This is a genomic window from Natrinema pallidum, assembly GCF_005890195.1.
Lineage (GTDB): Archaea > Halobacteriota > Halobacteria > Halobacteriales > Natrialbaceae > Natrinema > Natrinema pallidum.
In genome coordinates this window covers 400,772-426,826 of record NZ_CP040637.1, presented here as the reverse complement: position 1 = coordinate 426,826, position 26,055 = coordinate 400,772, and the positions used below count along the sequence as shown (strand labels likewise).

At 64.3% G+C, this 26,055-nt stretch carries 23 protein-coding genes and 1 tRNA gene; 6 read left to right on the top strand and 18 right to left on the bottom strand.

From position 1 onward, the window contains the following. Positions 1-60: 60 nt before the first annotated feature. Positions 61-927 (bottom strand): hypothetical protein, encoded by an 867-nt coding sequence (locus FGF80_RS02000; protein WP_006184236.1) that lies wholly within the window; start codon positions 925-927, stop codon positions 61-63. Between the two features lie 123 nt (positions 928-1,050). Further along, entirely contained in the window at positions 1,051-2,727 is a 1,677-nt protein-coding gene (locus FGF80_RS01995) for a sulfatase (protein WP_238705332.1), read from the bottom strand. Between the two features lie 259 nt (positions 2,728-2,986). Between FGF80_RS01995 and FGF80_RS01990 the strand changes: the two genes are divergently transcribed. Further along, the gene (locus FGF80_RS01990) at positions 2,987-4,006 is read left to right on the top strand and encodes a lysylphosphatidylglycerol synthase transmembrane domain-containing protein (RefSeq protein ID WP_138651938.1); all 1,020 of its coding nucleotides are present in this window, start codon (positions 2,987-2,989) and stop codon (positions 4,004-4,006) included. A gap of 58 nt (positions 4,007-4,064) precedes the next feature. Then, entirely contained in the window at positions 4,065-4,565 is a 501-nt protein-coding gene (locus FGF80_RS01985) for a metal-dependent hydrolase (protein WP_006184233.1), read from the top strand. A 30-nt stretch (positions 4,566-4,595) separates the two neighbouring features. Here FGF80_RS01985 and FGF80_RS01980 read toward each other — a convergent pair whose 3' ends face one another. Continuing rightward, complete coding sequence (locus FGF80_RS01980) at positions 4,596-5,060, bottom strand: metal-dependent hydrolase (protein ID WP_138651936.1); 465 nt, start codon at positions 5,058-5,060, stop codon at positions 4,596-4,598. A gap of 158 nt (positions 5,061-5,218) precedes the next feature. Between FGF80_RS01980 and FGF80_RS01975 the strand changes: the two genes are divergently transcribed. After that, positions 5,219-5,740 carry a DedA family protein gene (locus FGF80_RS01975; RefSeq protein WP_006184231.1) on the top strand — a complete coding sequence of 174 codons (522 nt, stop codon included), beginning with the start codon at positions 5,219-5,221 and terminating at the stop codon, positions 5,738-5,740. A 25-nt stretch (positions 5,741-5,765) separates the two neighbouring features. Here the strand turns inward: FGF80_RS01975 and FGF80_RS01970 are convergent, their stop codons facing one another. The 6 genes from FGF80_RS01970 to FGF80_RS01945 form a co-directional block, all read right to left on the bottom strand. Next, positions 5,766-6,623: a hypothetical protein gene (locus tag FGF80_RS01970; RefSeq protein WP_138651934.1), complete on the bottom strand. Its 858-nt coding sequence runs from the start codon at positions 6,621-6,623 to the stop codon at positions 5,766-5,768. A 178-nt stretch (positions 6,624-6,801) separates the two neighbouring features. Then, the gene (locus FGF80_RS01965) at positions 6,802-8,199 is read right to left on the bottom strand and encodes an aryl-sulfate sulfotransferase (RefSeq protein WP_138651932.1); all 1,398 of its coding nucleotides are present in this window, start codon (positions 8,197-8,199) and stop codon (positions 6,802-6,804) included. A gap of 106 nt (positions 8,200-8,305) precedes the next feature. Beyond that, entirely contained in the window at positions 8,306-9,184 is an 879-nt protein-coding gene (locus FGF80_RS01960; protein WP_138651930.1) for a universal stress protein, read from the bottom strand. A gap of 117 nt (positions 9,185-9,301) precedes the next feature. Continuing rightward, positions 9,302-10,459 (bottom strand): DUF4367 domain-containing protein, encoded by a 1,158-nt coding sequence (locus FGF80_RS01955; protein ID WP_138651928.1) that lies wholly within the window; start codon positions 10,457-10,459, stop codon positions 9,302-9,304. Between the two features lie 282 nt (positions 10,460-10,741). Further along, a complete protein-coding gene (locus FGF80_RS01950; RefSeq protein ID WP_049907852.1) occupies positions 10,742-11,041 on the bottom strand; it encodes a HalOD1 output domain-containing protein in 300 nt (99 codons plus the stop codon). Between the two features lie 105 nt (positions 11,042-11,146). Next, positions 11,147-14,305, bottom strand: a complete 3,159-nt coding sequence (locus tag FGF80_RS01945) for a PAS domain S-box protein (RefSeq protein ID WP_138651926.1) — start codon at positions 14,303-14,305, stop codon at positions 11,147-11,149. Positions 14,306-14,405: 100 nt separating this feature from the next. On the opposite strand from FGF80_RS01945, the gene FGF80_RS01940 reads away from it, so the two are divergent. Beyond that, positions 14,406-15,041, top strand: coding sequence for an IS6 family transposase (locus tag FGF80_RS01940; RefSeq protein WP_138651856.1), 636 nt, complete (start codon positions 14,406-14,408; stop codon positions 15,039-15,041). Between the two features lie 21 nt (positions 15,042-15,062). Here the strand turns inward: FGF80_RS01940 and FGF80_RS01935 are convergent, their stop codons facing one another. Continuing rightward, positions 15,063-16,118: a DNA-methyltransferase gene (locus FGF80_RS01935; protein WP_006184224.1), complete on the bottom strand. Its 1,056-nt coding sequence runs from the start codon at positions 16,116-16,118 to the stop codon at positions 15,063-15,065. A gap of 186 nt (positions 16,119-16,304) precedes the next feature. After that, positions 16,305-16,859 carry a hypothetical protein gene (locus FGF80_RS01930; RefSeq protein ID WP_138651924.1) on the bottom strand — a complete coding sequence of 185 codons (555 nt, stop codon included), beginning with the start codon at positions 16,857-16,859 and terminating at the stop codon, positions 16,305-16,307. 307 nt (positions 16,860-17,166) lie between these two features. Here FGF80_RS01930 and FGF80_RS01925 point away from each other — a divergent pair, with 307 nt between their 5' ends. Beyond that, positions 17,167-17,802: a hypothetical protein gene (locus tag FGF80_RS01925; protein WP_138651922.1), complete on the top strand. Its 636-nt coding sequence runs from the start codon at positions 17,167-17,169 to the stop codon at positions 17,800-17,802. Between the two features lie 11 nt (positions 17,803-17,813). On the opposite strand, the gene FGF80_RS01920 is transcribed toward FGF80_RS01925, so the two are convergent. After that, the gene (locus FGF80_RS01920; RefSeq protein ID WP_138651920.1) at positions 17,814-18,407 is read right to left on the bottom strand and encodes an NADPH-dependent FMN reductase; all 594 of its coding nucleotides are present in this window, start codon (positions 18,405-18,407) and stop codon (positions 17,814-17,816) included. Between the two features lie 134 nt (positions 18,408-18,541). Between FGF80_RS01920 and FGF80_RS01915 the strand changes: the two genes are divergently transcribed. Further along, complete coding sequence (locus FGF80_RS01915; RefSeq protein ID WP_138651918.1) at positions 18,542-19,528, top strand: nucleoside recognition protein; 987 nt, start codon at positions 18,542-18,544, stop codon at positions 19,526-19,528. Positions 19,529-19,618: 90 nt separating this feature from the next. Here the strand turns inward: FGF80_RS01915 and FGF80_RS01910 are convergent, their stop codons facing one another. From FGF80_RS01910 to FGF80_RS01890, 6 genes are all read right to left on the bottom strand, one after another. Then, a complete protein-coding gene (locus tag FGF80_RS01910) occupies positions 19,619-20,017 on the bottom strand; it encodes a hypothetical protein (protein WP_175416965.1) in 399 nt (132 codons plus the stop codon). A gap of 262 nt (positions 20,018-20,279) precedes the next feature. Continuing rightward, positions 20,280-21,275, bottom strand: coding sequence for a linear amide C-N hydrolase (locus tag FGF80_RS01905; RefSeq protein WP_138651916.1), 996 nt, complete (start codon positions 21,273-21,275; stop codon positions 20,280-20,282). A gap of 262 nt (positions 21,276-21,537) precedes the next feature. Further along, on the bottom strand, positions 21,538-22,236 hold the full coding sequence (locus tag FGF80_RS01900; RefSeq protein ID WP_138651914.1) for a hypothetical protein: 699 nt from the start codon (positions 22,234-22,236) through the stop codon (positions 21,538-21,540). An 882-nt stretch (positions 22,237-23,118) separates the two neighbouring features. Then, entirely contained in the window at positions 23,119-23,811 is a 693-nt protein-coding gene (locus FGF80_RS01895) for a PKD domain-containing protein (protein WP_138651912.1), read from the bottom strand. Positions 23,812-24,489: 678 nt separating this feature from the next. Beyond that, a tRNA-Trp gene (locus FGF80_RS18965) sits at positions 24,490-24,664 on the bottom strand. 52 nt (positions 24,665-24,716) lie between these two features. Further along, positions 24,717-25,637: a DUF5794 domain-containing protein gene (locus FGF80_RS01890; protein ID WP_049907849.1), complete on the bottom strand. Its 921-nt coding sequence runs from the start codon at positions 25,635-25,637 to the stop codon at positions 24,717-24,719. Positions 25,638-26,055 lie beyond the last annotated feature (418 nt).

Sequence of the window (26,055 nt, the reverse complement as noted above, 5' to 3'; positions counted from 1 at the left end):
CGATACGCGAGCGTTTCGGTCCGAACCGGCGGTCGGCCGCGCCGGCCGACCGAGCGGGACTTACTCGACTTCGAGCCACGGTACCTCCATCAGCGGCGGAATGTGTGTTTCGATGTGGTGTTCCCAGACACCCTCTTCGCCGAACGCCTCGCCGTGGTCGGCGGTCACGACGACGCGACCGTCCAGTTCCTCGACCAGGTCGGCGACGGACTCGAGCGCGATCCGGAGGTTCTCCTCGTAGAGTTCCAGCGCCGCCTCTCGCGTGCCGTTCTTGACGAGTTCGGTCGGATCGAGTTCAAGCCACAGGCCCGCCTTCTGCGCGAATTCGCTCCCCTCGAGCGTGTTCTCGACTTTCGGCCGGATCGAGTCGCCGAGCGATGAGAGCGCACCACTATCGTCGCCGCCGTCCGTTCCCTTCTCTACTTCCTCCTGTTTGCGGATCCCCTTCTGAATCTGTTTGAGTTTCTGCCCTTTCCCACGGGAGAGGTAGGGGGCGTGTGGCTGCATGTAGTGCAAGACCGTCCGGTCGGCCTCCGCGACGGCCTCGCGGTTGTTTCGGAACGCCTCCGCGAGGCTCTCGGGCGGGACCGTTCCGAGGTCGTCGTCCCACCCGGACTTCCAGACGTCGAAGACGTCGCTGATGTGCTCCGACGCCGACCACTCGTAGTCACAACTCGCACCCCACTTGAGTTCGTTCAGCGGAATCCCGAGATCGTTGATAAAGGGGTTCCCCGAGAAGTACGCGATATCGTGCTCGCCGGTAAAGGTCCGATACGCCCACTCCGGCGTCGAGGACCCCGTACTCCAGCGCTTCTCCAAGGCCCCGTCGAGATACTCGTCGTACACCTCGCTGAACACGTCGTACCGACACGCATCCAGCACCAGACAGTAATCCCACTCCGACTCGAGGAAGTGCTGGTCGTCCATTCGTTGCGGCTACCTTTCGAGTCGACCCCTGTATTCTTATTGGTTCTTGAAAGTCACTGCTACCGCCCTAATCGGCCGATTTATCGGAAATCACCGTATTTCGCCGACGATCGATACGGCGGGTCATTCGAGATAGCCGAGTTCGCGCAGCCGATCCCGAGTCGCCTCGTCGGCCTCGGCGAAGGCGTCCGACTCGTCGGCGGCCGGGTCGCTCGGATCGTCCCACGCGCCGCCGACGGCGTCCTCGAACCTGGCGAGCGCCTGCTCGGCCGCGGCGACGATGTCGTCGTCGGCCGGATCGACCGGCGATTGCTCGCGTGGATCGTCCTCGAGCCGATACCCTTCGTCCGCGACGAGATCCGCGCGGACGTATTTGCCGTCGGTGCTACGCGCGGCCCGGAATCGCGAGTAGGCCCGGTGATCCGCCGGGAGCGTGATGCCGGCCTCGCTGGCCTTCTGCTCCAAGTGGTGGCGTTCGATAACCGGCCGGGCGTACTCCACGAACGCGTACTCGGCCCCGTCGCGCCCGTCGATGACGGCTCGCTGGCCCGGGTCCGGGTCCGCGACGTCGTCGACGGCCCTGTACTCGCTCGAGAGCAGCGACCGCGTCGGATCGCGGGCGACGGGGCCGTTTTCCGTCCCGGACCCGACGACCCCGATGGGCTCGACGGCCAGCGCATCGAGGGTCGTGTGATAGAGATCGAGCAATTCGACGAGATCGTCGCGCCGCTCGGCCTCGAGGGCAGGGTGTTTCACCAGCAGCGGGACGTTGATCAACTCATCGTAGAGGGCGAACTCGTGGCCGTAGAGACCGTGTTCGCCGTGGAGTTCGCCGTGGTCCGAACAGACGATGACCGCCGTCTCCGCCCACCGGTCGGTCGCACGCAGCCAGTCGAACAGGCGTCCGAGTTCGGCGTCCATGTGGGCGATCTCGGCGTCGTACAGCCCGCGAATGGCCGCCCACTCCTCGTCGTCGATCTCGCGGACGCCGGCGTTGTATTCCTTCGAGTGCTGACAGACGGCGTCCGGATCGACGCCGGGCGCGAACGTCTCGCGATACGTCGCGGGCGGATAGTAGGGCAAATGCGCGTCCATCAGGTTGATGAACGCGAACCAGCCGCGGTCGCTCTCGCTGCCGTCGATGAACGCTGTCGTCCGATCGATGACCGACGGCGTCTTCGTGTCGGCCCCGTCGCCGCTGGCCAGTCGCTCGTGGGCCATCGCCCCGAGCCTGACGAGCGTCGACGCCAACTCGCGCAGATAGTCGGTGTCGTTGACGACCCGCCATGCGCCGGCCAGCGGCCCGGAGAGCACGTCTCGAGGGAGGACTTCGAAAAACGAATCGTGTTCGTCGAACCCATCAGTCAGACCGGTGTAGGGCGTGATCCAGGCGTTCGAAGAGAAACACGCCGTTTCGTACCCCGCGGCCGACAGGACCGACGCGAGAGTCGCCGCGTCGTCGAGGTACGGACTTCCCTGATCGGCCCCGTGCTGGCTCGGATAGCGCCCGGTGAACAGCGAGGCGTGGACCGGCAGCGTCCACGGGGCGGGCGCGACCGCCGACTCGAAGACGGTGCTCTCCGCGGCGAACCGGGAAAGGACCGGCGTCGTCTCCCGGTCGTATCCGTACGGCTCGAGGTGGTCCTTCCGGACCGTGTCCAAGACGACGAACAGGACGTTCGACGGCGGCGTCTCGCCTCGCCTCGCGCGGCCCGCTGTGCGTCCTCGAGCCGTCGACCGCGAGCCGGCTCCGTCGCTGGCGAGCGGAGACGACGCTCCCGGGTGCGCGAAATCAGTCATCGGACCACTGGGGCACTCGGCGGGTCGGCAATTCGTTATAGAGCACGTACAGCGTGCAAACCGCTTGTACTCCGTCGTAGTGGAACATTGATCCGCGGCGGTCGCCGTCGATCCCCGTGCTCGAGTGACAATCCCGGATTACAGCGCTTGCCGAGCGACCGCGGGCGTCGGAGCGAGTTCGACCGAGAGCCCGTCAGCCGATCGACGAACGGCTGACACTGATCAGACGTTTCAAGTCGGACGATGATCCATATCAGCTATGGACGAGCGAAACCGGCGCGCGTTTCTCATCGGCGTCTTCGGAGCGATCGCGATCCTCGCCGTTCTGTTTTTCGTCGTTGGTGCGCGCCCGATTCTCGACGCGCTGCTCTCGGCCGACCCCGTCCTCGTCGCGGCGACGTTCGGCCTCGCGATCTGTTGGCTCGCCGCCTGGAGCCTGATGCTTCGAACCGTCCTCGCCACGCTCGGCGTCGAGATACCGCTCGGCAAGTCGTTTTTCGTCTACGCCGGGGCCGTCTTCGCCAACAACGTCACCCCGTTCGGCCAGGCCGGCGGTGAACCGGTCGCGGCGCTGCTCATCTCCCGAGTCTCCGACTCGCGATACGAAACCGGGCTCGTCGGAATCGCCAGCGTCGACGTCCTCAACGTCATCCCGTCGATCTCGCTGGTCTTCGTCGGCGTCGGCTACTACGCGACCACCGCCGCCGTCGGCGACCGCCTCGAGACGGCCGTCGGGTCGGCCGTCGTGTTGCTCAGTGTCATCACGATCGTGATGGTGCTCGTCTGGCGGTCCCGGGAGACGCTCATCGAGCGACTCCCGGCCATCGTCGCGCCCCGTATCGGACGACTCGGCCTCGAGCGGATCGATTCCGAGACGCTCGAGGACGACCTGACGGACCGAATGGGGCGGTTCTTCGAGAATATCGAGCGGATCGCGACGAACCGATGGCGTCTCGGCGCGATCATCGGGCTCTCGCTGTGTGGGTGGCTCTTCCAGGCCGTGGCGCTGCTGGCGGCGTTTGCCGCCCTGGGGCACAGCGTTCCGGTGTACGTCCTGCTGTTCGCGATTCCGCTCGCGAACATCGCCGGTGCGGCCCCGCTCCCGGGCGGCCTCGGTGGGATCGAAGCCGCATTCGTCACGCTGCTGGTCCCGACGACGGGTGTCGCGGCGTCGGTCGTCACGGCGGCCGTCCTGCTCTTCAGGGGCGCGTTCTACTGGCTGCCGATCCTCATCGGCGGCGCATCCGTGTCCGCGTTCGGCATTCGGACCGTCACCTGAACGGGTCGGTCCCGAGCAGTTAACCCGCCGGAACCCCGAGGGCGAACGACCGATTGCGATGTACCGGGACGGCCACGCCGGATTCAACGCGCTCCTGTACGCGCCCGTCCTCCCCGCGATCAGCGCCGGCTACTCGCTCGAGGTGGCGCTCTGGGGGGCGGTGCTGGCGCTCGCCGCGGCGACCCTTCCCGACTTCGATCAGGGGCTGCCGTGGATCGACCACCGCGGGCCGACGCACACCGTCTGGTTCGCCCTCCTGGTCGGTCTGGGTGCCGGTGCCGGAACGATACTCGTCGCTCGCTGGGGATTCGGTTCCGGTGGCGAGTTCGGATTCGGGTTCGGGTTCGTCGTGGGGACCTGCGGTATCCTCGCTCACCTCGCGGGCGATGTCGTGACGCCGATGGGAATCAGCCCGTTTGCGCCCGTTTGGCGGGTCCACGTGACCCTCGACTGGTTCAAATCGAAAAACGAGCGGGTCAATCGGACGTTCCTGCTCGCCGGCACGGTCGCGTTGCTCACGTCACTGCTGCTGGCGATCGGCCGCGCTCCGGCGGGCTGAGCGACCGCCCCACTCGAGCGCCGGTTGCGGTTATGCGATCCACGAGACGTCGTCAGTTCGGGACGCGAGGATACCGATCGAGAGCGTCCAGAGCAGGACCGTCCCGATCGGACCGTGTACGTCGAGACCAGCGTTCCAACTCAGCCGCAGCGGGAACAGCCACGGGACGCCCAGCGTCGAGAGCGAATCGATTACGAGGTGTGATCCGAGTCCGAGGGCGACGGCGAGCGCGACCGATCGCCGTCGGGACACGGCGTACGCTCCGCCGACGACCGCCAGCGCGAACAGCGGGGCGTGTGTGATGCCGCGGTGAACGAACGGCCACCCCCAGTCCGCCGGAAAGAGGAAGTCCGCGTCCGGTGCGAACCCGAACCCGAGTCCCAGCCACGCCCCCGTTCGCTGGTCGACGCCGGTGAAGCCGCGAACGAGCGCGTAGCCGACGACTGCATGCGTAACGAACGCCACGGAGAGAAACAGTAGCCGCCCGAGGTCCATCGATGTCTCCCCCTACGTCCATCCATCAAGTATAGTTTGTGTCGTTGATAGCAGTGTCATCGGCTCCGATCGAAGCGCGTCGATACTTACGCAGGTAGCAAGCGCAAGCCGATGATTTCAGTCGTCGAGCGGAGTCAGATCCGAGACGGACGACTGGCATGGTCCCGCTACAACTAACCGAGACGCCGGACTGGCTCGAGTCACTGTTCACGTCGAAGCTGGGGTTCGTGGTGTTGTTCGGGATCTGCATCCTCGAGGGCGCGATGTTGTTGCGGTTCATGCCGAGCGAACTCGTCGTACCGGCTGCGCTGGCGCTGATCGGATCGTCGATCGTCGAGGCCGTCGCGATCGTCGTTCTCGCGGTCGTCGGGACGACGGTCGGACAACTCCTCCTGTTCGGGGTCGTCCGGCGGGCCGGCCGGGAGTACGCTCTCCGGACGCGCTGGGTCCCGATCACCGAATCACGACTCGAGCGGTTCGACGGCTGGTTCGACCGCTGGGGTCCGCTGGCCGTGCCGGTGAGCAATACGTTGTTGTTCGTCCGGGGGTTGCTCACCATCCCTGCCGGCCTCTCCGAGATGGATCGGCGCTCGTTTCTCGTGCTGTCGGCGGCCGGCTCGTTGTCGTTCCAGTCGATCCTCGCGGCCCTCTACCTGCTCGGCGGCTATCTCCTCGTCTGACGGCGGATTCGAACACCGGTGATGACTACCATTCGGCATAGGTGAGGTACTCGACGCCGTCGTACTCGAGGAGCCACGTGCCGTAGAACTCATCCTCGCGAATGCTCTCGTGCTCTCGAATCCGGTCGACTACCGACCGGAAGGCATCGTCGTCTTCGAAGTAGCCCTCGTTGATCGCCTCCTCGACGACCGCGCGTTCGGCGTCGGAGAGGCCCGTGAGCGAGAACAGATACTGTGCTCGAACGCGATCGGCGAACGGTTCGACGCCGGACACGACCTCGGTCACCTCGTACCGGTACTCGGTTTCGGAGGCGGTTCGTGAATCGACCGTAACCCGATACCGACTCCCGTCGTGGACGACGATGTCGTACCGTTGGGTCGGAACGAACACCGACTCGTTCCCGACGTCCGCTGCCGTTCCGTAGTCGACGCCCATGTCGTCGCCGTCCTGGGTGGGTGGATCGGCTGCCGAGACGATCGGGGCAAGGCGCTGGCGATCCGCGTCGGGCAGGTCGTCGTAGTCGATCGCACCGAGTTCCGTCGCCGCATCGGCCGGGTCGAAATCGATGCGAACCTCGTAGACCGTCACCGGCTCGCTCCCGAGTCGCGTCTCCGAGACGTCGTAAAAGGAGTCGTCGATCCGGACCGTGTCGGCGCGGTCGAACAGTTCGGATCGCCCCCTCCGCACGGCCGACCCGTTCTCGATGGCGGCCGACACGAGCGTGTCCCCCTCCGAACCGGGTTCGGCCGTTATCGAAACCGCATCCGCGATTTCGTCCGCCGTCGCCTCGTCCATATCGAGGACGACGGCGGGATGGCCGCAGCCGGCGATCGGGATTGCGAGACAGAGCGTCCCGCTTGCGAGGAGCTGACGACGGTGCATGCCCCACCTGACAGCCAGGATGAACGAAAGGCTTCCGGTTCCCACACCCCCGTATCGATCGATAGACCTGCACCGTTCGGTATTACAACGTCACTGACCGGGTGAGAACTCGCTCGCCGTCCGTACCGTTGCATCTCGACCGACCGCGAAACGAACCCGACTCGCCGCCGCTGTGGCCTCAGTCGCCCTTCCGATAAATCGGCCGCCGAACCCCGATCCCAGCGTCCCGGAGTTGCCACCTGACCTCGAGCCCCGCCCAGAGCAGTCCCGTCAGGAGTCCGATGGCGACCGCCGCGAACTCCGAGGGCCCCATCCAGACCGGCGTCGCAAAGAGGAGGGCGTTGTAGATCCGGTGAGGGAGAATCGACCGAATGAGTTCCCCCAGAACGCCGAGCGGATCGATCCCGAGGACATCCCCGCCGTCGCCGCCTTCCGTTTCCGTCCGCGACTCGAGGCCGAGTTCCCGGGCGCTGTGCCCGCCCGCGCTCTCCGCACCGGTCTCGAGGCGTTCGGCGTCGTAGGGGAGCGTGGATTCGACCTGCCAGACGATCTCGCCTGCGTCGTCGATTTCCATGACGCGGTTGCCGTGCGTGTCGGTGACGAGCGTGTTTCCGTTCGGTAAGCGGTCGGCGTCTCGCGGCCACTGCATCCGGTCGTCTGCCCACTCCCAAGTGCGGGTCCACGCGCCGTCTTCGCGTTGGAACTCCTGTACGCGGCCGTTCTCGGAGTCGGCGACGACGACGGCCGGCCCGCCACGACTCTCGGGGATGTAGTCTGGATTGTGCTGCTCGTACTGAATGTCGTACTCGTCTTCGGCACCGAGCGTCCAGTCCTCGAGAAGCCCCGCCTCCCGGTCGAGGAAGACGACCTGATCCTGATTGCGCAGACTGGCCATGATCCGACCCGCCATCTCGCCGCGTTCGATGTATTCGACGTCGTTGATATGCGCCCAGTCGCCGGGATACCCGCCGCCGCCCTCGACGGGGAAGTCGCTTTGGGCGTCCCAGAGCCACTCGACGATCTCCGTCTCGGTGTTCACGACGAACACCTGGTCCGCGACGATGTCGGCGACGACGACGTGGGTCTCGTTGATGCGATCCGCGTCGTGCCACTCGCCGGCGGTTTCCTTGTGGTCGTAGCGCTCGTAGAGCACGTCGACTTCGCCGGTCGAGAGGTTCGCACGCTCGATGACGTTCAGCGCACAGGGCGGATCGGAACAGGTCGGTCCCGCGGTGTGGATCGTGTCCGTCGCGGTGTACTCGACCGTCAGCGGCTCGCCCTCGACCGGATCGACGTCGAAGTACTTCGTCCGCGTATTGTTGTAATAGCGGACCTCGCCGTCGGGCGCGTACGCGGTGATCGTTCCCGCTCGGCCCGACTCGGTTACGACCGTGTGGTTCCCCGTCGGCGGCGCGTCCGGAACGTCCTCGGCCGACGCCGTCGAGAGACTGTTCGTGGACGCGACGGCGACCGCAGCAGCCGAGAGGAGGATCACGACGACGAACGCGACTCGGAGCCGATTTCGCGAGAGGTGCGAGCCGGCGCGAGCGAGCGCGGCGTGCGATCGGGCAAACATCTCACTCCTTCCTCCCCCGTCGTCCGGGGTAGCATTGTTCGTCGTTTGCAGTTCCTGACAGTCGTGGCCGGCGACCGAGCGCAGTTGACGGGCCCGTCCGGCGCAGTCAGTCGTCCACTTCGGCCTTCCTCGTGGTGAGGACTGGAACCGGTGACGTCCGGATCACGCGCTCGGTGAAACTCCCGAGGAGGTAGCGGTCGAGTCCGGTGTGTCCGTGGGTCCCCATCACCACGAGGTCGATCCCCTCCGCGTCGGCGTACGACGAGATTTCTCGCGGGACCGACCCGGCTTGAATGGTGGTCTTGATCTCGTCGACGCCCGCTCGTCGAGCGGTCGCTTCGGCCTCGTCGAGTACCCCCTGTACGTTCTCCTCGAGTTGCTCGGGGAGCGCCGTCGATCCCGCATCGATCACTTCCGGCAGTTCGTCGACGACCGACAACAGGTGTAACGTCGCGCCGTGGCGTTCGGCGAGCGCCGAGCCTAACTCCAGTGCCGCCCCCGCGTGGTCGCTCCCGTCCGTCGGGACGAGCACGTCGGTGTAGGGGTACGTCCGCGTCGCGTCCTCGGCCGCGCGAACGGTCATGACGGGGACCGAGCACTGGTTGACGACGGCGTCCGTAGTGCTCCCGAGGACGTATTCACTGATGCCGCGTCGCCCGTGGGCCCCCATTACGACGAGCTCGAACTCGTTCGTGGCGGCATAGTCGGCGATCACGGTTCGCGGGTCTCCCTGCACGACGTTCGTCGCGACGGACACGCCGCGGTCCGCCGCCAACGCGGCGGCATCGTCGAGGATTTCTTCTCCCTCTAGCTCGAGGGCATCGACGACGTCGGTGCCGAGTCGGGTCAAACTCGGCTCGTTCGTGTCCGCGACGTAGAGCAACCCGACCGTCGCGTCCCGATCGGCGGCGATAGCCAGCGCGTGCTCGAGGGCCGCCCTCGCAGGGTCGCTTCCGTCCGTCGGGACGAGTATTCGACTAATCACGGGTTCGGATTCAACGTCGATCCGCTTACGTTTAGTGGAAAAACAAGCGGCGGTCAGCGGGTGAAACGGTCGAGCGTCGTCGCTGGATGTTGGGTGCGATGATGAGTTAGGTGTCGGTCACTCGCACGTGAGCGACTCGGCGACCTCGATGCTCTCCTCCTTCGAAAGGTCACCGGAGATGCCGTAGTCGGTGGAGTCACAGTTCACGTTCAGGATGGACGTGGTCGTCCCTTCGTGCTCGAACTCCGCGTAATAGCCGGTGTGATTGCCGACCTCGACCGCTTCGTATCGGTCGGTCTCGTCGTAGTCGTAGCCGGTCGAGCTGTTCTGGCGTTTCGTGACGTGGAACACGTCGTCGCTGTCGGTCACGTACTGGAGCGAGAGCAGCGAGAAGTCGGTGTTCTCGATGATGCTCGCTTCCGCGAAGCGGTATCCGTCGGGGACGTCAGGCGAGGGCACTGACTGCGTCGTGTCCGTCCGGAGTTCGGAGAGCGAATCGTAGGTCGTCCGATCGAGCGGCGAGTCGTCCGGCGTTTCCGCGTCCGCTGGGATGTCGATCGTGAACCGCTCGTCGGCGATCGGCTCGTTCAGGCTGACGTTCCGAATGTCCATGACCATCTCGTACTCGTAGTTCTCGCCGCTGGCGTCGTGTGCCAGTTTGGTGGGGAAGTAGGTGTCCGCATCGAGCCAGAGGGTCGTATCGGTGGAGTCAGCCATCGTGTCGGTTTCCGTCGGGGTCACGGCCAGGCGATAGGTCTCCTCGCCGTCGATCGTCTCTTGCCCGTCGTAGGTGAATTCGTTTTCGGTGACGAGTCGGTCGATCAACGTCTGCTGACCCATCTCGTCGGTGTGATCGAACCGGCTGACCTGGTTGTTCTCGACGTCGTAGGTTACCGTCTCGCTTTCGTTCCTGACGGTGATCGTTTCCATCCGCTCGGAGTTGGTTTCCGTCCGAACGCGGTTGTTCTCGGCATCCAACCACAGTCGATTTTCGGCGGACGACGTCCGGTCGCTATCGAACGTCATGTTCATTTCGTAGGTCATCACGACCGTGTCCAACGAGGACATGCGATCCGTGAACGTCTCGACGACCTCACCGTCGGCGGACGGTGAATCGGCGGCGTCCGTCGCCGTCGACTGCGTCGCTTGCGTGGGCCGTTCGACAGTTGTGGGCTGGCTGGAAATCGCGCCCGCCCCGGTGGCAACGCTCGAGAGGACGAGCAGCGAGCCGAGGGTGACTACGATCAGCGCAGTACGGAGTGAGTCGGGAACCATTGCATCCCACTCTGGCGTCGCTAGTCCAATAAAGAGGGTCAGCGACATTCCGGATCTGAACGCACCACCCAAAATATAAATATACCCAGGTTTTTGAATGAAAGTTAACTTGGGACTATCTCGGCAAGAGTGCTCGTGATTCGGACCGGTGGGAGTACGATGGGTCCGACTCAGCGAGACGGCGCGTGGACTCCGCCACCGTGTGGTAGGCGGTCGGTTTCGTCGCGGTCCCGAGCGGAAGCCATCGCGTCTGCGAACGCTCCAACGAGACTCGGAAGAACGTTACGTGGATTCGACGCTGATCTCGCCGTCCGCAGTAACAGTGACCAGACAGTTGCTGTACTCGAACGTGACCGATCCGTCGGATCGAAGTCCATCCGCTCGAGGTTCGAACAGTCGCTCGAGCGCGTCGGCGTTGATCGAGTAATGGAGCGGCTCGAGTTCGGTGACGGCTTCGTCGCGGAACGTTGCGACGGCGTCCGCTACGGCAACGCTTAGCGGTTCGTCGTCGAGTCGATCGTACTGCACCGAATAGTGATCCTCCATCGCCGTCGATGGTGATCGTGAACTCATCTCAGTCATTGGTAATACGTATCCCCAGCACGTCCGTGGGAAGCTACCCGTCCGTTCACGAGTTGTCGCAAAGAGCCTGATCGTTAACTGTGTAATGACTGCCGATTGAAGTGGTTAATCAGTTAACCCCGTCGTGGTCGATCCCTCGAACAGCGCCGCGAACAGCTTCCGTTCGGCGGACCGAACGTGTTTGTGGAAGGCGGGTGATGAGATGTCGAGCGACGAGGCGATCTCTTCGCCGTTGGCCCGTCGGGGCCACTCGAAGAACCCGCCGTGGTAGGCCGTCTGGACGACCTCGTGCTGTCGATCGGTGAGTTGCTCGAGCAGGGTACTGCGCGCGGGGCCGCCGAGCGTCGACCGGTTGGCGGTCGACTCCTCGCGCCGAGCGATCAGTGACACCGCCGGACCGCTCCGGGAGATTCCCGAGAGGACGTCGCGGACCTCGGCCGTCTCCGGAACGTCGATGATCGCGCGCCCGCCGGAGGGGGCCGCACCGAGTTCCCGCAGCCGAGCGCCGTGGGTATCGACGATCGAGCCGAGGAAGGGCTCGGTTAGTCGCACCTGGAGGAGCATCTCGTCCTCGTGCTCGGCAATCGTCGACACCGCGGCGACCCCGTCGATCGCGGACCGATCGACGGTCGCCGCGGGATCGTCCGCCGGGTCCTCGACGGCGACGAAAACGATCTGCGAACCGTCCGCCCGCCTCGTTGCACCCTCGTACGTGAGCGCATCGTCGAGTGCATCCGCGAGCCGACACAGGGTCGCGTCGGCCGCGATCTCGAGTTCGACTTCGGTGTGGTCGTCGCCCACGAGCGCGTTCTTTCGCTTGACGGCATCGATCGCGTAGGCGACGGTTTCGCCGAGTTCGGCCAGCATCGACCGCAGCGTCTCGTCGAACGCGTTCCGTTCCTCGCCGTAGATCGACAGGACGCCGTAGAGGAAGCCGTCGTAAACGAGCGGCACTGCGTACGCGGACTGGAAGTTTCGCGACAGTGCCTTGCCCCGCCACTCGCCGTCATGGATCGACTCGGCGACGTTGTCGACGTAGACCGGGTCCCGCGTCCGAGCCGCCCGTCCCGTCGGTTCGGCGGCCGACTCGGCGACCGTCGTCACCGCGACGGCATCGAGATATCCCCGATCGGACCCGGCACAAGATCGCGACCGGAGTTCGTTGCCGCTGGGGTCCGGCTCGCCGATCCAGGCCAGCGAGCACGACTCGAGGTCCGCGAGACGCTCGGGAACGCCGCGTTCGATCTCGGCCCGGGAATCGGCCAGCAGGAGGTGCTGTTCGATCTCCTGGCGTGCCTCGTTGGCGGCGTTGAGTCGCTCGAGGTGCCGGTTTTGCTGCTTGAGTTCGTGCTCACGGTCGTGGAGCCGGCGCGTCCGACCGATTCGATCGAGCGCGGCTTCCGCCGTCGCCGCGAACGACTGCACGAGTTCGACGGTGTCCTCGTCATACTCGCTGGCGGCAGTCGACAGGGCGACCAGTACCCCGTGTTCGCCAAGCGGAACGTAGAGCCCGCTCCGTGCGGCCGTCGTCTCGTCGTAGACGTTGTTTTTGTCGGTGATATCGTCGTAGACGGCCGGTTCACCGGTGACAAACGCCTCCCAGGCGACGCTTTCGTCGGGCCGGAGCCGCGATGGCGGATCGAGCGCGGGCTCGAGGGTCGGCGAACGCGCCTCGGCGGCGAGTTCGTTGTGCTGGTCGTCGTACCGGTAAACGACGCTGTCGAGGCCCAGTACGTCGGTCGCGACGTCGACGATGTACTCGCAGGCAGCCGCCTTCGAATCGACGCTCAGCAGATGGCTGGTCGCCTCGTGTAACGCGTTGAGCGTCTCCTGGTACTGCACCCGTTCGGTAACATCGTTCGCGACGCCGAGAACCCGATCGACGGCCCCGTCGTCGTCCGTGATCGGCCGATACCACGCCTCGAAGACCCGATCCCCGAGCGGTCGCTGCGAGTGGACTGCCTCCCCCTCGAGCGCCGCCCGAATGTCGGCACAGGCGTCCGGATACTCCGCAAGCAGGTCGGTGAACGACTGCCCAACGATGTCGGTCGAATCGAACCCGAGGTTCGTGAGCCCGCGTCCCTCCGAGAGCGTGAACGTTCCCTCGTCGTCGAGGACGAACAACACGACCGGGGCGTTCTCGACGAGGGTCTGCAGGCGTTCCGTCCGCTCGGTCAAGTCCCGCTCGCGTTCGACGCGCTCGGTCACGTCCTGCCAGTAGACGGAGAGACCCGCCGGCGACGGATAGAGACGGGCTTCGATCCAGCTCTCACAGCGCTCGAGATACCCCTCGAACGTCCGGCGTTCCTGGTGTTCCATCGCCTCGAGCGCCTCGCGCTGGAATACCGTCCCTTCCAGTTCCGGGAACACGTCGAGTATCCGTCGGCCGAGCAGATCGGACCTGGTGAACTCGAGGTGCTCGAGGGCGCGATCGTTGACGTACGTGAACCGCCAGTCCCCGTCGAGGGCGTAGAACGCGTCGGTGACCCGTTTGAACGACTCGTCTAGCTCCTGTTCGATGCGGTGGTGCTCGGTGATATCCCGAATCGAGGCGACGATGCCGTCGACGATGCCGTCATCGAGCCGATTCGTCAGCACGGCTTCGTGGACGTACCAATACCCGTCGGAATGTTGGCACGTGTAGTCGATGGTCCGTGTCGTTCCGCAGTCGGCCGCGCGGATGGCCTCGAACTCGTCGGCCACCGACTGGCTGTCGTCGGGGTGGACGTGCTCGAGGATGTCGTTACCACAGAGTTCGTCCGTCTCGAACCCGCCGACGCGCTCGACCGACGGACTGGTGTACGTGATCTCGCCGTCGGTGTTGACGACGAGCAGGAGATCCGACGACTGTTCGATCAGCGTCTGGTACCACTCCGCCTGCCGCGTCGCCGACCGCTGTATCGCGGCGAACTCGACCGCCCGCCGGAGCCGTCGGTCCAGGATCGCCGGCTCCTGAATCGTCGTCTTGGCGATCACCTCGGGATCGCCGCGGAGGTCGTCGATCGACTCGGTGCGGGCCGGCTCAGCGGCATAGACGACGGGAGACGCCTCGTCAACGATACCGAGAACGTCCCGGTCGTCAGTCAGGACGCAATCGACATCGTCGAGCCGATCGGCGGCGAGCGCGGCTGGAGCCGGGACCGAGTCCATCACGGTTACCGATTCGTCGGCGAGCCCCGCCGTCGCCCCCCGAATCCACTCGGAAGAACCGACGGGGAGGACTCGGACCGGGGTCGTCTCACCGTCCTCGAGACCGCAGGTCATAGTGTTGCGTACACGGGAACGAATAAAAAGCCCGCGTCGGTTCAGAGGGCGGTGTTCAGATAAGGATGAAGGATGAGGCGGTTCGTTTTCTGAGTGATCTATGCCCGAAAACGACCGCCTCAATGGTTGTTTAGAAGAGATCAACTTAGAGTTTGTTGAACGAGAAGCGACACCGCGATTGCTGATGAAACTCAGTATTCAGCTGCATCTTGCTGGACTCTCGCTTTCAAATACTGTATCTATTCTTGAGGTATTCGGTGTCGAACGCGCTCGATCAACCGTTCACAATTGGGTTCACAAGGCCGATCTACAGCCCGAATCTGATCGGTGTCCGGATCACGTTGCGGTTGACGAGACTGTGATCCAACTGAATAATGAGCAGTATTGGCTGTACGCTGCAGTTGATCCCGAGACAAACGAATTGCTCCACACGAAGCTTGAACCGACAACAACAAAGGTTCTCGCTCATTCGTTTCTTACGGAACTCTCCGAGAAACACGACGTCTCCGACGCCGTGTTTCTCGTCGATGGATCGCACTCATTACAAGATGCATGTCAACGTCACGGCTTCGATTTCAGATACGAGAAACATGGAAATCGGAATGCTGTTGAACGTGTCTTTCGAGAGATAAAACGACGAACTCTCTGTTTCTCAAACTGCTTTAGCAATGCCGAAGCAGAAACTGCCGATGACTGGCTCAGATCGTTCAGCTTCGTATGGAATCAGCTTATCTGAACACTACCGTTCAGAGACGGCTCACTCGAGGGACAGCGGCGCGTGTTCGACTCGGTAGCCGTCCTCGATTCCGTCGACGGCGCGCACTTCGCGCAGACGAATCCCGCGTTCCATCTTGGTGACGACCGGCGTATCGTAGTAGTCGGCCTCGTACTCGAATCCCTTCCCCTCACCTCGTCGGCGGTCGACGAACGCCCGATGGCGCTCGAGGCGCGCGCGACCGACCGACCGCGACAGCGCCGGGACCTCGTCGATGCCGTCGTCGAACACCGCGAGGAAGGCGTCCTCGAGTTCGGAGCCGACGGAGTTCCGACCGGCACACATCGCCGCCAGCGTCGTCGTCCCCGTGCCCCAGAACGGATCGAGGACGGTGTCGCCGTAGGCCGAGTACATACAGATCAGCCGATAGGGGATTTCGAGCGGATAGGCCGCGGACCGCTCGCGGAGGTCGTCGTCGGCCGGCCGGTCGATCGCCTGTAGCTCGCCGGTTACGTCGGTCCAGACGTCGGTAAACCAGCGGTTGCGTTCCTCCCAGAAATAGGCGGCCTCGTAGCGCCGGTCGGCCCGCGGTTCGAACTCGCGGCTCCGGGCTCCCTTCCTGAAGACCAGAATGTACTCGTGTTCCAGCGTGACGTAGGCGTTCGGCGGGATCATCCCGCTGCCCATGAACTTTGCCGCGCTGTTTGCCGGCTTGCGCCAGAGCACGTCCGGCAGCGGCTCGAACCCTCGCTCCTCGAAGGCCTCGAGTACGCGCGCGTGGTTCGGATAGACGCGGAAGCTGCCGTCGACCGACCGGGTCGCGTCGCCGACGTTGATGCAGGCGATCCCGCCGTCGACCAGGACGCGCTCGAGTTCGTCCCAGACGCGCTCGAGTTGGGCGTGCATCGCCTCGAAGGCGTCGTAGCCGTCCCCGGCTGCCAGCGCGTCGCCGATCGCGGGATCGAGTTCGGTAAACAGGTCATCCCACATTTCGATCATCGGATACGGCGGGGAGGTCACGACGAGTTCGACGGACTCGTCGTCGACTGCCGAGAGGTCCCGGGAGTCGCCGACGAACACGCGATGGGTCGTCTCCATTGGCACACACTGTCGGCGTGGCTCCCTTATCTCCTTCGTCAAGGCGGCGACTCGAGCCGTCGGCGGGAGACACGGCCGTCCCGAGACGACGGCACGGACGTGACGCGACACCGGGACACCGGTCCGAAAACGCGGCGAGCCCACGCCAAAACAGGTCTGCCACGGTGCGCCCACCGGCGGTGATCGCTACTCCTCCGTTTCCTCGTCGGCCGCCTCGCTCTCGGCCGCGCCGCTCTCCGATTCGGGTTCGTCTTCGTCGTCGGTCTCCCCGGTCGTCGCCGGTTCGAACTCCTCGATCGGCTCCCACTCCTCCTCCTCGCTGGACGAGAGGCGACGCCGGAGCACCACGGCCCCGACGACGGCACCGACCGCCAGGAGGAGTTTCGGGAGTCGCGAACGGGATCCGCCTTCGGTCTCCTCGGATTCACTGGTCATGTTGGATGGCGTCTCGGTCGATTCGTCGGGCGTTTCCATTACGTCTTCGATGAGTTTCGGTTCCGCTAGCTCCTCGACCGGCGACTCCTCGAGTTCGGGCGACTGGCGTCCCACCAGAAAGCCGACGGCCGCACCGAGGCCGAACAGCGCCCCCGCAAGCGGCAGGCGGCCGCCGGAGCGGGACCCGTCCGCCTCCTCGACGGCCTCGAGAATCGACTCGCGCATCGGCGATTCCATCCCCCTAGTGACCGCTTCCTTGACGAGGAGTTCCGACAACGTTTCGTCTTGTTGTTCCATCTCGGGCATTAATCCGCCACGACCACACCACCGTACATAGTTCTATTCCCCGTTTCCGTGCGCCGCCCGGCTTCGGTGCGGCGTATCCGAACATTACTCACTGCGACGCGGCGGCCACCACCACTCTACCGCCGGCCGCCGCGGCTCCAATGCCGATCACGAGCGCGGTTCGTGGCGGCTGTCCGCCCCGATCAAGCAGCCGTCGCGAGAGATAAAGCAGTGCTTCCAGCGGTCGCAGAGCGTCTCGGCGCGACGCGTCGTCGCTCGGGAGAACGCCTCCCATAACGAAAGGGAGCGGGCTGAAACCGGTCGCGATATGAGCGTCATCCGCCAGCCGGAGGTGCTCGGCCGAACGACGCGGCGGCGCGTTGTCGGCATCACCGCCGCACTCTCGGCTGCCACCGTCGAGACGGTCGGCGTCGGGCTCTGGTTCGGTCTCGTGGTCGGCTCGCGGACGACGGCGACCGCGCTGGCGGGGCTGGGCGCTCTCTTCTGTGGAGCGCTGCTCAGAACGGGCGTCTTCGGTGCGACGGTCACCGACCTCGAGACCCTCGTGGAACCCACCCGGCTCGGTGCGGCGCTCGTGCTGACGGCCGGCTGGATCGTCTGGCTGCTCGTCGCCGAACTGATCGGAGGGAGCGTCGGTATCGCCGTCGGAACACCCGTTCTCGCGGGCATCCTCACCGGACAGTTCGCTCTCGAACGCCGCGTGTTTCGACCGCGGGCGGGCGACGGGGCGGCGGTCGTCCCCGGAGTGGTGCTGGCCGCCGGTGCATCGGTCCTGCTCGCGACGGCCTGGTTTTTCGATGGGGGGCTCTCCTCACCGCCGCTCCCACTGGGGTTCACGACGGTCGTCGTCGAACTCGCCGCCCTGCACATCGGACTCCTCGTCTTCGCGCTCTCGGGCGTGCTCGCCCACCAGCGCCGATTGCAGCGCGCTCTCGACCCCTGACGGCGACGCGCTCACTTGCCCTGTGCGCCAACGTTCTGATCGCTCTCGAAGGAGTCCGGGTCCGGTTCGATCCTCGCGTACTGGACCGCGCGCAGACCCAGTGTTCGGACCCGTTTCTCGAGGGACGGATCGACGAACTCGCCGTTATCGAGAGCCGCGCTCGCGTTCGGCACCGCCGCCTCGTGGGGGATCACCCAGGCGTTCAGCGCTCGACAGACCGATCGCATGTGCTCTAAGGCCGTGACGGGGAAGGCCCCGCCCGAGACCGCGAGCAGGCCGACGGTCGTATCCGCGAACTCGTCGAAGCCACAGTAGTCGAGCGCCGTCTTGAGCGGCGAGGCGTAGGAGCCGTGGTACATCGGCGAACCCAGGATAATGGTATCCGCCGCACGGACGCGCTCCGCCAGGCGTTCGGCGTCCCCCGCGTCTTCGCGGTCGCGGTCCGCGTCGAAGATCGGTAACTCGTACTCCCGAAGATCGAGCAGTTCGGTGGTCGCACCCGCCCCTGCGGCGGCGTCGAGGACGACCTCGAGTGCGGCCCGCGTGTGGCTCTCCGCGCGGAGGCTGCCACAGAGTGCAGCCACGTGAATATCGCTGTCGCTCATACCCGTCCCGACGACTGGCAGCGGGAAAAGACGCCCGAAAAACCGGTCGCTGTGACGATGACGATCCGCCGCGGTGGGTCGTCTCGCTCGCCTGATTCGACGCCCATTTCGCTCAGGAATTCGAACGGGTCCCCGTGCAGTCGATCCTCTCCGTGCTGCTCGAGGAAGCGCTCCCGCGCGTGCTGATGATCAGCCTTCTGATCGGCGCGGGCGTGGGACTGGCCACCCTCGCGGTCGAGTACGGACTCGTTACGGTCATCGCCCGGGTCGGCCGCTATCTCACGGAGCCAGCGAACCTGCCACCGGAGGTCGGGACCGCCGTCCTGACGAACACCGTCTCGGTGACGGCGGGGTACGGGATGCTCGCGGAGTTCCGCGAGGACGGCCTCCTCGACGATCGCGCCACGCTGATCGCCGTGGTCATCAACACGTTCTTCGGCTTCCTCCAGCATCTCTTCACCTACTACGGGCCGGTCCTCGTGCCGATCCTGGGGCTCCAGGTCGGGCTCAGGTACGTCGGCGCTCGAGCCGGGATCTCGCTTGCGATCTCGCTCGTCGGCCTACTCGCCGGCTCCGTCCTCCTTCGCGGCTCCGAGTACGACCGCGGCGTCGTCGAGCCCGAAACGCCCGACGCGGACGTACGGACGCATCGGGAGAAGATCCGAACCGCCGGGGAGAGCACGCTCGAGCGCCTGCGTTCGATCGTCCCGCGACTGACGATCGTCTACTCGCTTGTCTTCGTGGCGCTCGCGCGCTCGGAACGGATTCTCGACGGGATCGCGGCGGTCGGGATCGACGATCCGGGGATGCTCCTCGAACCGGTCGCCGGCCTGCTCGGGCTGCCGGGTGCGGCGGTGCCGGTAATCCTCGTCTCGCTGGTGGACCCGACGACCGGCGCGATCACCGTCGCGCCCCTGATCGGCGACGTGTTGACGCCGGACGAGGCGGTGATCACGCTGCTGGTCGGCAGCCTCGTCTCGCTGACAATCGGGACGGTCAAGCGCTCGATCCCGTTCCAGTTCGGTATCTGGGGGGCGAAGTTCGGGACGAAAGTAATCGTCGTCAACGTCTGTCTGAAAGCCGCCTTCATTCTCGTCGCGATCGGCGTTTTCCTCGCGTAGGCGTGTTCGGCGACGAACCGGATGACCACATCGGAAGCCGACGCGAGCGCTACGCGGCGATCGGGCGGTGAACCGAAAAAGCGGACGCCCTTACGCGGCGGTCGTGTTCGCGCTCGAGGTCTTGATGCTGCCGTAGATGCCGGCGAGTGAGAGAATCGCGATGAGGGCTCCCGCGACGCCGTTGATGCCGAGCACCAGTTCCCGTTCGACGCCGAACGCGACCGTCGGCGCGACCGCGATCCAGATGCCGAGCACCGCGAGGATCGCCGCGAGCACGATACTCGGTGACCGCTGCTCACCGGTTCGATACGCGTGTACCGACGCGAGGAACGCGGTCAACCCACCGACGAGGACGTTGTGAATCCCCATCGTCCCCGTGACCGTGAAGACGGCCGTCGACACCATGACAAACGCGCCAAGAGCCGCCGATAATCCGGCCGTTCGTTCGACTAACACCGACGAACTGTCCGCTGGTCGTGTCCGACTCATACGTCGGATGTAGTGAGCGCCACCTATTTGAGAGCGTCGATCGTATCCGCTAGCTGGTATCTTCACTGGCCGCGAGAGATGCGGGATCGGTCCGGAGCCGACACTGAACCGGCTGCTCGCTGTTGTTCGCTCGCCACGTCATCTTTCGAGCGGCTGTCGTTCCGAGACGACGCCGATACCGTCCCGAACGGGAGAGCAGTACGGGTCGTCCGTTCGTGACCGCCGTCGTGGTCGTATCGGAGCCCGCCGAAAGCAGTTCGGCTCAACTCGATGGGGCGGGGACGCCGAGAAACTCGAACGGCTCGGTCTCGACGAGTTCGGCAGCGACGTCGCCAGCGAAGACGTTCGTCTGATTCTCACCGAGCGACAGCGATCGGCTCCCGGCAGCGGCGGCGAAGTCGATCCCGTCGAGGTCCAGCCAGAAGACGTTCGGCGAGAGCGCCGACTCGAAGTAGTAGCGTCGGTCCCGGTGATCAGCGACCGTCCGCCAGCGCGTCGCGGAGATATGCGGTTCGTCCGGCGTGCCGATCCCGTACGGCACGGAGACGTTGCGGATTGCACCGAAGACGCTCGCCGTTGCGGTCCGACGGTCCCGGGTCTGGGGCATCGCATCCACGTAGAAACTCGCGCGGGCGAACCGATCGGCCGGGCGGTTCGTTCCCGGCAACATGACGGTGCCACCGATCTCCGACCAGTACTCGTCGAGTGCGAGTTGCTGATCGAACGGCGGGGAGTTCGTCATCACCTGATACTCCCGGCCGTGATGGATCGTTAACTCGCCGTCGACGTACTCGAGGACGGCGCTGTCACCCGTGGCGTCCGACATGGACAGATGCAGGGTGGCGAGCCGACCCTCGTCCGGGATGTCGTCGGACACGACGACGAAGTCCTCCTGTCGGTGGTTCGCAACTGCCTCGGCCACCGTCGCGAAGTTGTCGAGGACGTACTGCGCCCACAGCGAGATCGAGAGACCGGGCCTGTCGCCGTCCCACTCCGGATACTCGGATTCGGTGAGCCACAGGACGTTCGCAACCAGCCCCGCCTCGTTCATCCCGTCGGTCGTCGCGAGATCGTACGCGGAGGCGATGACACTGCCGTACTCGGCGGTCCACGCCACCGAGGTCAGGCCGACGTTGCCCGTTCGCTCCATTCCGCGCGGGAAGACCCAGACGTTGGTTCCGATCTCGCTGTGCCAGTCCATCGACCGGCCGGTGAGCACGATGTTTTCGGGTCCGAGATACACCAGTCGCGTACACATCTACGGCCTTCCTCCGCTCTCTCGACCGGCGTGCGTTCTACGCCCGAACATACTCCTGCCGTACCTCGAGCAGGAGCATAAATTGCGGCCGGTCCGAACTGATATGTCACGGCTGGGTCACGGTCTCCCCCTCGAGTTTAGCAGCGAGCGTGACGACCGAGTTGCCAGCGCGACCGCTGGAACTGGCGGGGAAATTCGACCGCGATAGAGACGCATACCGCCGAGCCGTCGGCTCACGGATTCGGGGTGGTGGCTCGGCGAGTCAGTTATCGAGCATCGAGAGGACGTACAGTACCAGCCGCAGGATGTGGATGAAGACGCCCATTACGGCGACGTAGATACCGATGGCGTTCCGGATCGGGCTTCCGTATCTGTTCTCCTTGACGGCCCAGATTTCGTAGGTGAGGTCCGTGACGAACCCGAGGAAGAACAGGACGGAAGCGAAAACCATGAGCATGGGATTGATGAAAAACCCAACACCGCCAGCGGCGAACCCGGCGATGAACAGCCCCTTGGAGTAGGTCTGCCAGCGCGCGAACGACCGCTCAGTGCGGAAGACGACTACCACGATGCCGGCCGTGAGGAGCCCCGTGACGACCGTCGTAATGGCGAGGGCCGGGACTCGAAGCGCTGCCGGTGCCATCGTCAGGATCGCGGAGCCGAGAAGCGTATAGCCGAACTGAATCAGCGTGACGCCCGCGCCTGCGATCGGGATGGTCCCCTTCTTGATCCCCGTATTCGAAATCCAGAAGCCGCCACCGATCGTGGCGGCGAAGGTGGCGATACCGACGAAGTAGTTCGAGAAGAGGACGAGGCCGAGGTCCGCAAGCGGCGTGTAACTCCCGACCAGCATCAACAGGATGTTCACCGCGACGAGCGCGGTTGCGATCCCCGCGACCTTCGAGACGTTGACTGTCGGGGCGTGCTGTTCAGTCTGTGTACTGCTGTGAACTGATGACATATCCGTGCACACAACTATCGAATTCATTCATAAATATTACCATATCACTTTCGGAGAACAAAGTGCTGTGCGAGACGGGTACGGACGTAGTATCCTCGGGTCATGGACCACAATTACCAATGGCTGGCCTCGAGACAAGACATGTATACTCAGTTACCGGTGGGGAATTCTGTTAGAAATACTATTCTGCATCACTGGAGACGCGTGACGACATCCCACTCTAGTACCACCGAAACGAGTTACACACGAATCGCAACGCCGTCCATCGATTAGGTGTGCACTGACGTTCAGTGGCTACTATCGGTTCTCGAGGCGACTCGAGGCAGAAAAGAACTGACTGACTCGCGGATCACGTCGGGAACGCCGCAGGCGCTCACCACAGCTATCGTCTTGCTACAGTCACAAATCTCGGCTGCACCTCACTGGCATCTCGTCGGCATACACAGCATCACCGGTTCCGAGTTGCATGCTCGTACACATGTCCCTCGAGAGCCCGTCTTTCCCGACCGCTGGCGGAACTATTCTAGCTTTCGAACGGGAGAACTCGTCCGCTCCCTCGAGACGGACCTCCTCTTACACGCTGGCTCGACTCGAGAGATGCACACGAACCGTGACCTCTCGTGTACAACTTGAAGATTGAATTCTGCCGGCGTACAACTTCAGGACGTCACACCGACACGGTATTTCGCGCGGTTCTATTCGGCTACGACTCGTTTGAACGGCTCGGTAAGTGTAATGCTGATTACCCGGACAGCTACGATAGGTGTTGACACTTACTGAGGAGTGTTCAACCCACATTGCTACCGCTGTAACAAACGGGTACGGACTGGCGACCCTGTACGAGCGTATAGTACGCACGATGACCGAGACCGGTGGGAGCCTTCACACCGTCTTCGTGATCGAGTCGGTCTCGTTGTCGTCGTCCGTGATGGTCAGTTTAACCTGCGTTCCGCTCGGTATCTTCTTCTTCGACACTGTCTGACCAGTATAATCGATCGTACCGTCGGCCCCGACATCCCACTCGTAGCTCTGGATCGTCCCCTCGTCCGAAGACGCCGAGCCGTCGAGATCGACTTTCTTGTTCTTTCGGGAGTACGTGAAGTCCGCGGTCGGCGGGCTACTGCTGTCGGTGATGTCAACCGTCGTTGTGTCGGTGTCAGTGTTGCCTTTTTTCCCGGTGACGGTCAACTCGATGGTTGCGGTGTCGTCACTGGTGACGCCACTCGCGTCGAAGGTCGGCGTCTGCGTCGAGGCGTTCTGGAGGGTCCCAGGACCGCTCGTGATCGTCCACGAGTACGTAAGCTGCTTGCCGCTGCTGTTGGAGCCATCGAGACCGATCGTCCCACCGGTAGCGACAGTGTACGGGCCACCCGTGTCGGCCGTCGGTCCCTTCGAGTTGGACACCGCCTGCGTGGATCGCGTGGCCGTCAGCCCTACTTCTCCGATGGTAGAGACGGTAAAGGGGATCGTTTGGTTCTTGACTGCGGCCTCGATGTCGACGGTTCCAGTCGCACCCGGCGACAGCGAAAACGACGTGTTGTACAGCGTCCCCTGCGTGGAATCGTCGAGTGCCACGTCAACTGTGAGAGACGCCGTGGTATTGTTCGTGACTTCGACGAGTGTCTGACGAGTGTTCTTCTCGACTTGGTCCGTGATGGTTAGTCCGATAAGGGCGACGGGATCATTCGTGACGGTGATATCGACACTACGGCCACCCGTTACCGACTCAAACGCGTCTGTGGGCATGAGACCAGTGCCGATCAAGCCAGCCCCGACGCCCATCAGGAGAGTCCGGCGGGAAACCACTCGTCCGGTATCCCGACCTATAATCAGTTTAGACGGGCAGAGAGTATGATAAACCTACTGGCGGACATTCTGCTATATTGAACGGTGACTCGCTCACCGATGGTTCAGAACTACCCGACCATCGTTTCGTGTGCACCAACTGAATATCTACGTGCGGAGCGGGTGGTGCACTGTGATTTTTGCACTGGCCCCTTGGCAATTCCTACCAATGAGGGCGTTCGCGCGAAGCGTGAACCGACGACTCCGGTCTCAGTCCCACCGCCGGGAGCCGCCCACGTCCATCGAGAATCGCCATCGGTGTTGAACTCGAGGAGTACGCGTGAACAGATTGGGGTCGGCGGGATTTAAACAACGCCTGCGAACCCGCTTTCCGGTGCAGAACCGTAGTTTCGTTCGAACCCGTCTCTTGCATACCTGTCGCTCGCGGATTAGCTCGCGAGAGAAGTATGGGGTCGGAGGGATTTGAACCCCCGATCTACTGATATCTCCGGTGCGCCTCGGAACTCCAGAGGGTCATCACACGAGCACTGATCAGGTGCCCGATCAGTATATCAGTCTGGAGTGTCGTCCCGGGCGCGTTGCCTCTGGAGTCAGCCGCCATGCCTGGCTTGGCCACGACCCCTCGAGTCACCGTTGGGGTATCCAACCTAAAGTGGTTTCGATTCAGAATCGCCCTACAGCCACGGGGCCCGCCCCGCGGTGTCCGTCCCGTCGTCGCCCGGATACGCGTTCGGCTCCTCGTCGCGCTCCGCAGCCGGCGGCTCGCTCGAGGCGCTTGCACCGCCGCCGTCGGTCACCGCGCCCATCCGTGCGACCGTCTCGTCCGCGTCGGCCTCCGGCTCGGGGCTCGAGTCGGCGTCGTCGGACTCCCGGAACGGGAACTCGATGGCGAACAGGGCAGCGACGAGCAGGGCGACCAGCGGGGCCTGCCCGAAGGCCATCCAGAGCAGGGACGGCGGGAGCAGGCCGAGCGCGACGGCGCTCCCGAAGCGGAACCGGTCGATGTCCATGTACTCCCGCAGGTACGGCCCGGTCAGCGCGATGGCCAGTGCGAAGGCAACGCCGACGGCCGCGGACAGCGTCGCGTTGGCCACGAGCGCGGGCTCGGTCATCAGCGAGAACGTCGCCCCGGAGGGCTCGAGACTCGCGACCAGTCCCAGCCCGATGATGACCGCGGGGTTGGGGAGGTAGTCGCCGATCGTCGCGCTGGCGGTTTTGGCCGCGATGGCGGCGATCACCAGGGCCGCGAACCGCTCGAAGATGACGATATCGATCACGCTCGCGATCGCCGGCGCGAGTGCGGCCTGCACTGCCGACAGCAGTATCAGTGGGATGCCGACGAGCAAGACGACCGCCGACTGCTCCCGGGGCGTCCCGTCCATCTCCGCGAGGATCACGGCGACGGTGGCGCTCCCGCCGAAGATCAACAGCCCGACCTGAATCGCGTCGAGCGGTTGGTCGAGCGCCCCGGCCAGGATCAACGCGGGGAAGACGCCATCGACTAGCGGCAGCATCATGACCAGCGCGAGGAGCCTGGCGTTACCCCCGATGATGCGCTCCATCTGGAGCGCAACTGGGTGTTGTGACGTACTCATCGATCAGAGTCGATGGCCGTGACCCGAGGCCTGCGGGTGATATGATGGACACTCCCCTTCCGATCGGTCCGGGTGCCAGTCGATCGGGGTGGGAATAAGGCCTCGAGCTGTGAGTTTCTGTGTAAAATTCCCGAAAGTGGCAGCGGAGTCGGCACTCATCCGGCCAGCGGTTCGGGCGTCGGCTGCACTCACAGCGAACATACTCCGACAGATGGGTGGATTGTCAATAAACGTTGCGTGGGACTCCATTTCACGATCCGGTAGCGTTCCGACAGTGGCGGCCAGATCCGAACGGAAATGGACAGGTCTGACTCGGATGTGGGCACTCGTAACCGAGATTGCCCCGCGTCCAGGCAGACACAATGTGTCCCATTCGCACACGAAAGTTCAGGAAGGAAGCCGACCGCTCGAGGACGAC

Excerpts from the sequence above, each read along its gene's own strand:
- FGF80_RS02000 (WP_006184236.1), bottom strand. The coding sequence starts at position 927 with ATGGACGACCAGCACTTCCTCGAGTCGGAGTGGGATTACTGTCTGGTG.
- FGF80_RS01995 (WP_238705332.1), bottom strand. The coding sequence starts at position 2,727 with ATGACTGATTTCGCGCACCCGGGAGCGTCGTCTCCGCTCGCCAGCGAC.
- FGF80_RS01990 (WP_138651938.1), top strand. The coding sequence starts at position 2,987 with ATGGACGAGCGAAACCGGCGCGCGTTTCTCATCGGCGTCTTCGGAGCG.
- FGF80_RS01985 (WP_006184233.1), top strand. The coding sequence starts at position 4,065 with ATGTACCGGGACGGCCACGCCGGATTCAACGCGCTCCTGTACGCGCCC.
- FGF80_RS01980 (WP_138651936.1), bottom strand. The coding sequence starts at position 5,060 with ATGGACCTCGGGCGGCTACTGTTTCTCTCCGTGGCGTTCGTTACGCAT.
- FGF80_RS01975 (WP_006184231.1), top strand. The coding sequence starts at position 5,219 with ATGGTCCCGCTACAACTAACCGAGACGCCGGACTGGCTCGAGTCACTG.
- FGF80_RS01970 (WP_138651934.1), bottom strand. The coding sequence starts at position 6,623 with ATGCACCGTCGTCAGCTCCTCGCAAGCGGGACGCTCTGTCTCGCAATC.
- FGF80_RS01965 (WP_138651932.1), bottom strand. The coding sequence starts at position 8,199 with ATGTTTGCCCGATCGCACGCCGCGCTCGCTCGCGCCGGCTCGCACCTC.
- FGF80_RS01955 (WP_138651928.1), bottom strand. The coding sequence starts at position 10,459 with ATGGTTCCCGACTCACTCCGTACTGCGCTGATCGTAGTCACCCTCGGC.
- FGF80_RS01950 (WP_049907852.1), bottom strand. The coding sequence starts at position 11,041 with ATGACTGAGATGAGTTCACGATCACCATCGACGGCGATGGAGGATCAC.
- FGF80_RS01945 (WP_138651926.1), bottom strand. The coding sequence starts at position 14,305 with ATGACCTGCGGTCTCGAGGACGGTGAGACGACCCCGGTCCGAGTCCTC.
- FGF80_RS01940 (WP_138651856.1), top strand. The coding sequence starts at position 14,406 with ATGCCCGAAAACGACCGCCTCAATGGTTGTTTAGAAGAGATCAACTTA.
- FGF80_RS01935 (WP_006184224.1), bottom strand. The coding sequence starts at position 16,118 with ATGGAGACGACCCATCGCGTGTTCGTCGGCGACTCCCGGGACCTCTCG.
- FGF80_RS01930 (WP_138651924.1), bottom strand. The coding sequence starts at position 16,859 with ATGCCCGAGATGGAACAACAAGACGAAACGTTGTCGGAACTCCTCGTC.
- FGF80_RS01925 (WP_138651922.1), top strand. The coding sequence starts at position 17,167 with ATGAGCGTCATCCGCCAGCCGGAGGTGCTCGGCCGAACGACGCGGCGG.
- FGF80_RS01920 (WP_138651920.1), bottom strand. The coding sequence starts at position 18,407 with ATGAGCGACAGCGATATTCACGTGGCTGCACTCTGTGGCAGCCTCCGC.
- FGF80_RS01910 (WP_175416965.1), bottom strand. The coding sequence starts at position 20,017 with ATGAGTCGGACACGACCAGCGGACAGTTCGTCGGTGTTAGTCGAACGA.
- FGF80_RS01905 (WP_138651916.1), bottom strand. The coding sequence starts at position 21,275 with ATGTGTACGCGACTGGTGTATCTCGGACCCGAAAACATCGTGCTCACC.
- FGF80_RS01900 (WP_138651914.1), bottom strand. The coding sequence starts at position 22,236 with ATGTCATCAGTTCACAGCAGTACACAGACTGAACAGCACGCCCCGACA.
- FGF80_RS01890 (WP_049907849.1), bottom strand. The coding sequence starts at position 25,637 with ATGAGTACGTCACAACACCCAGTTGCGCTCCAGATGGAGCGCATCATC.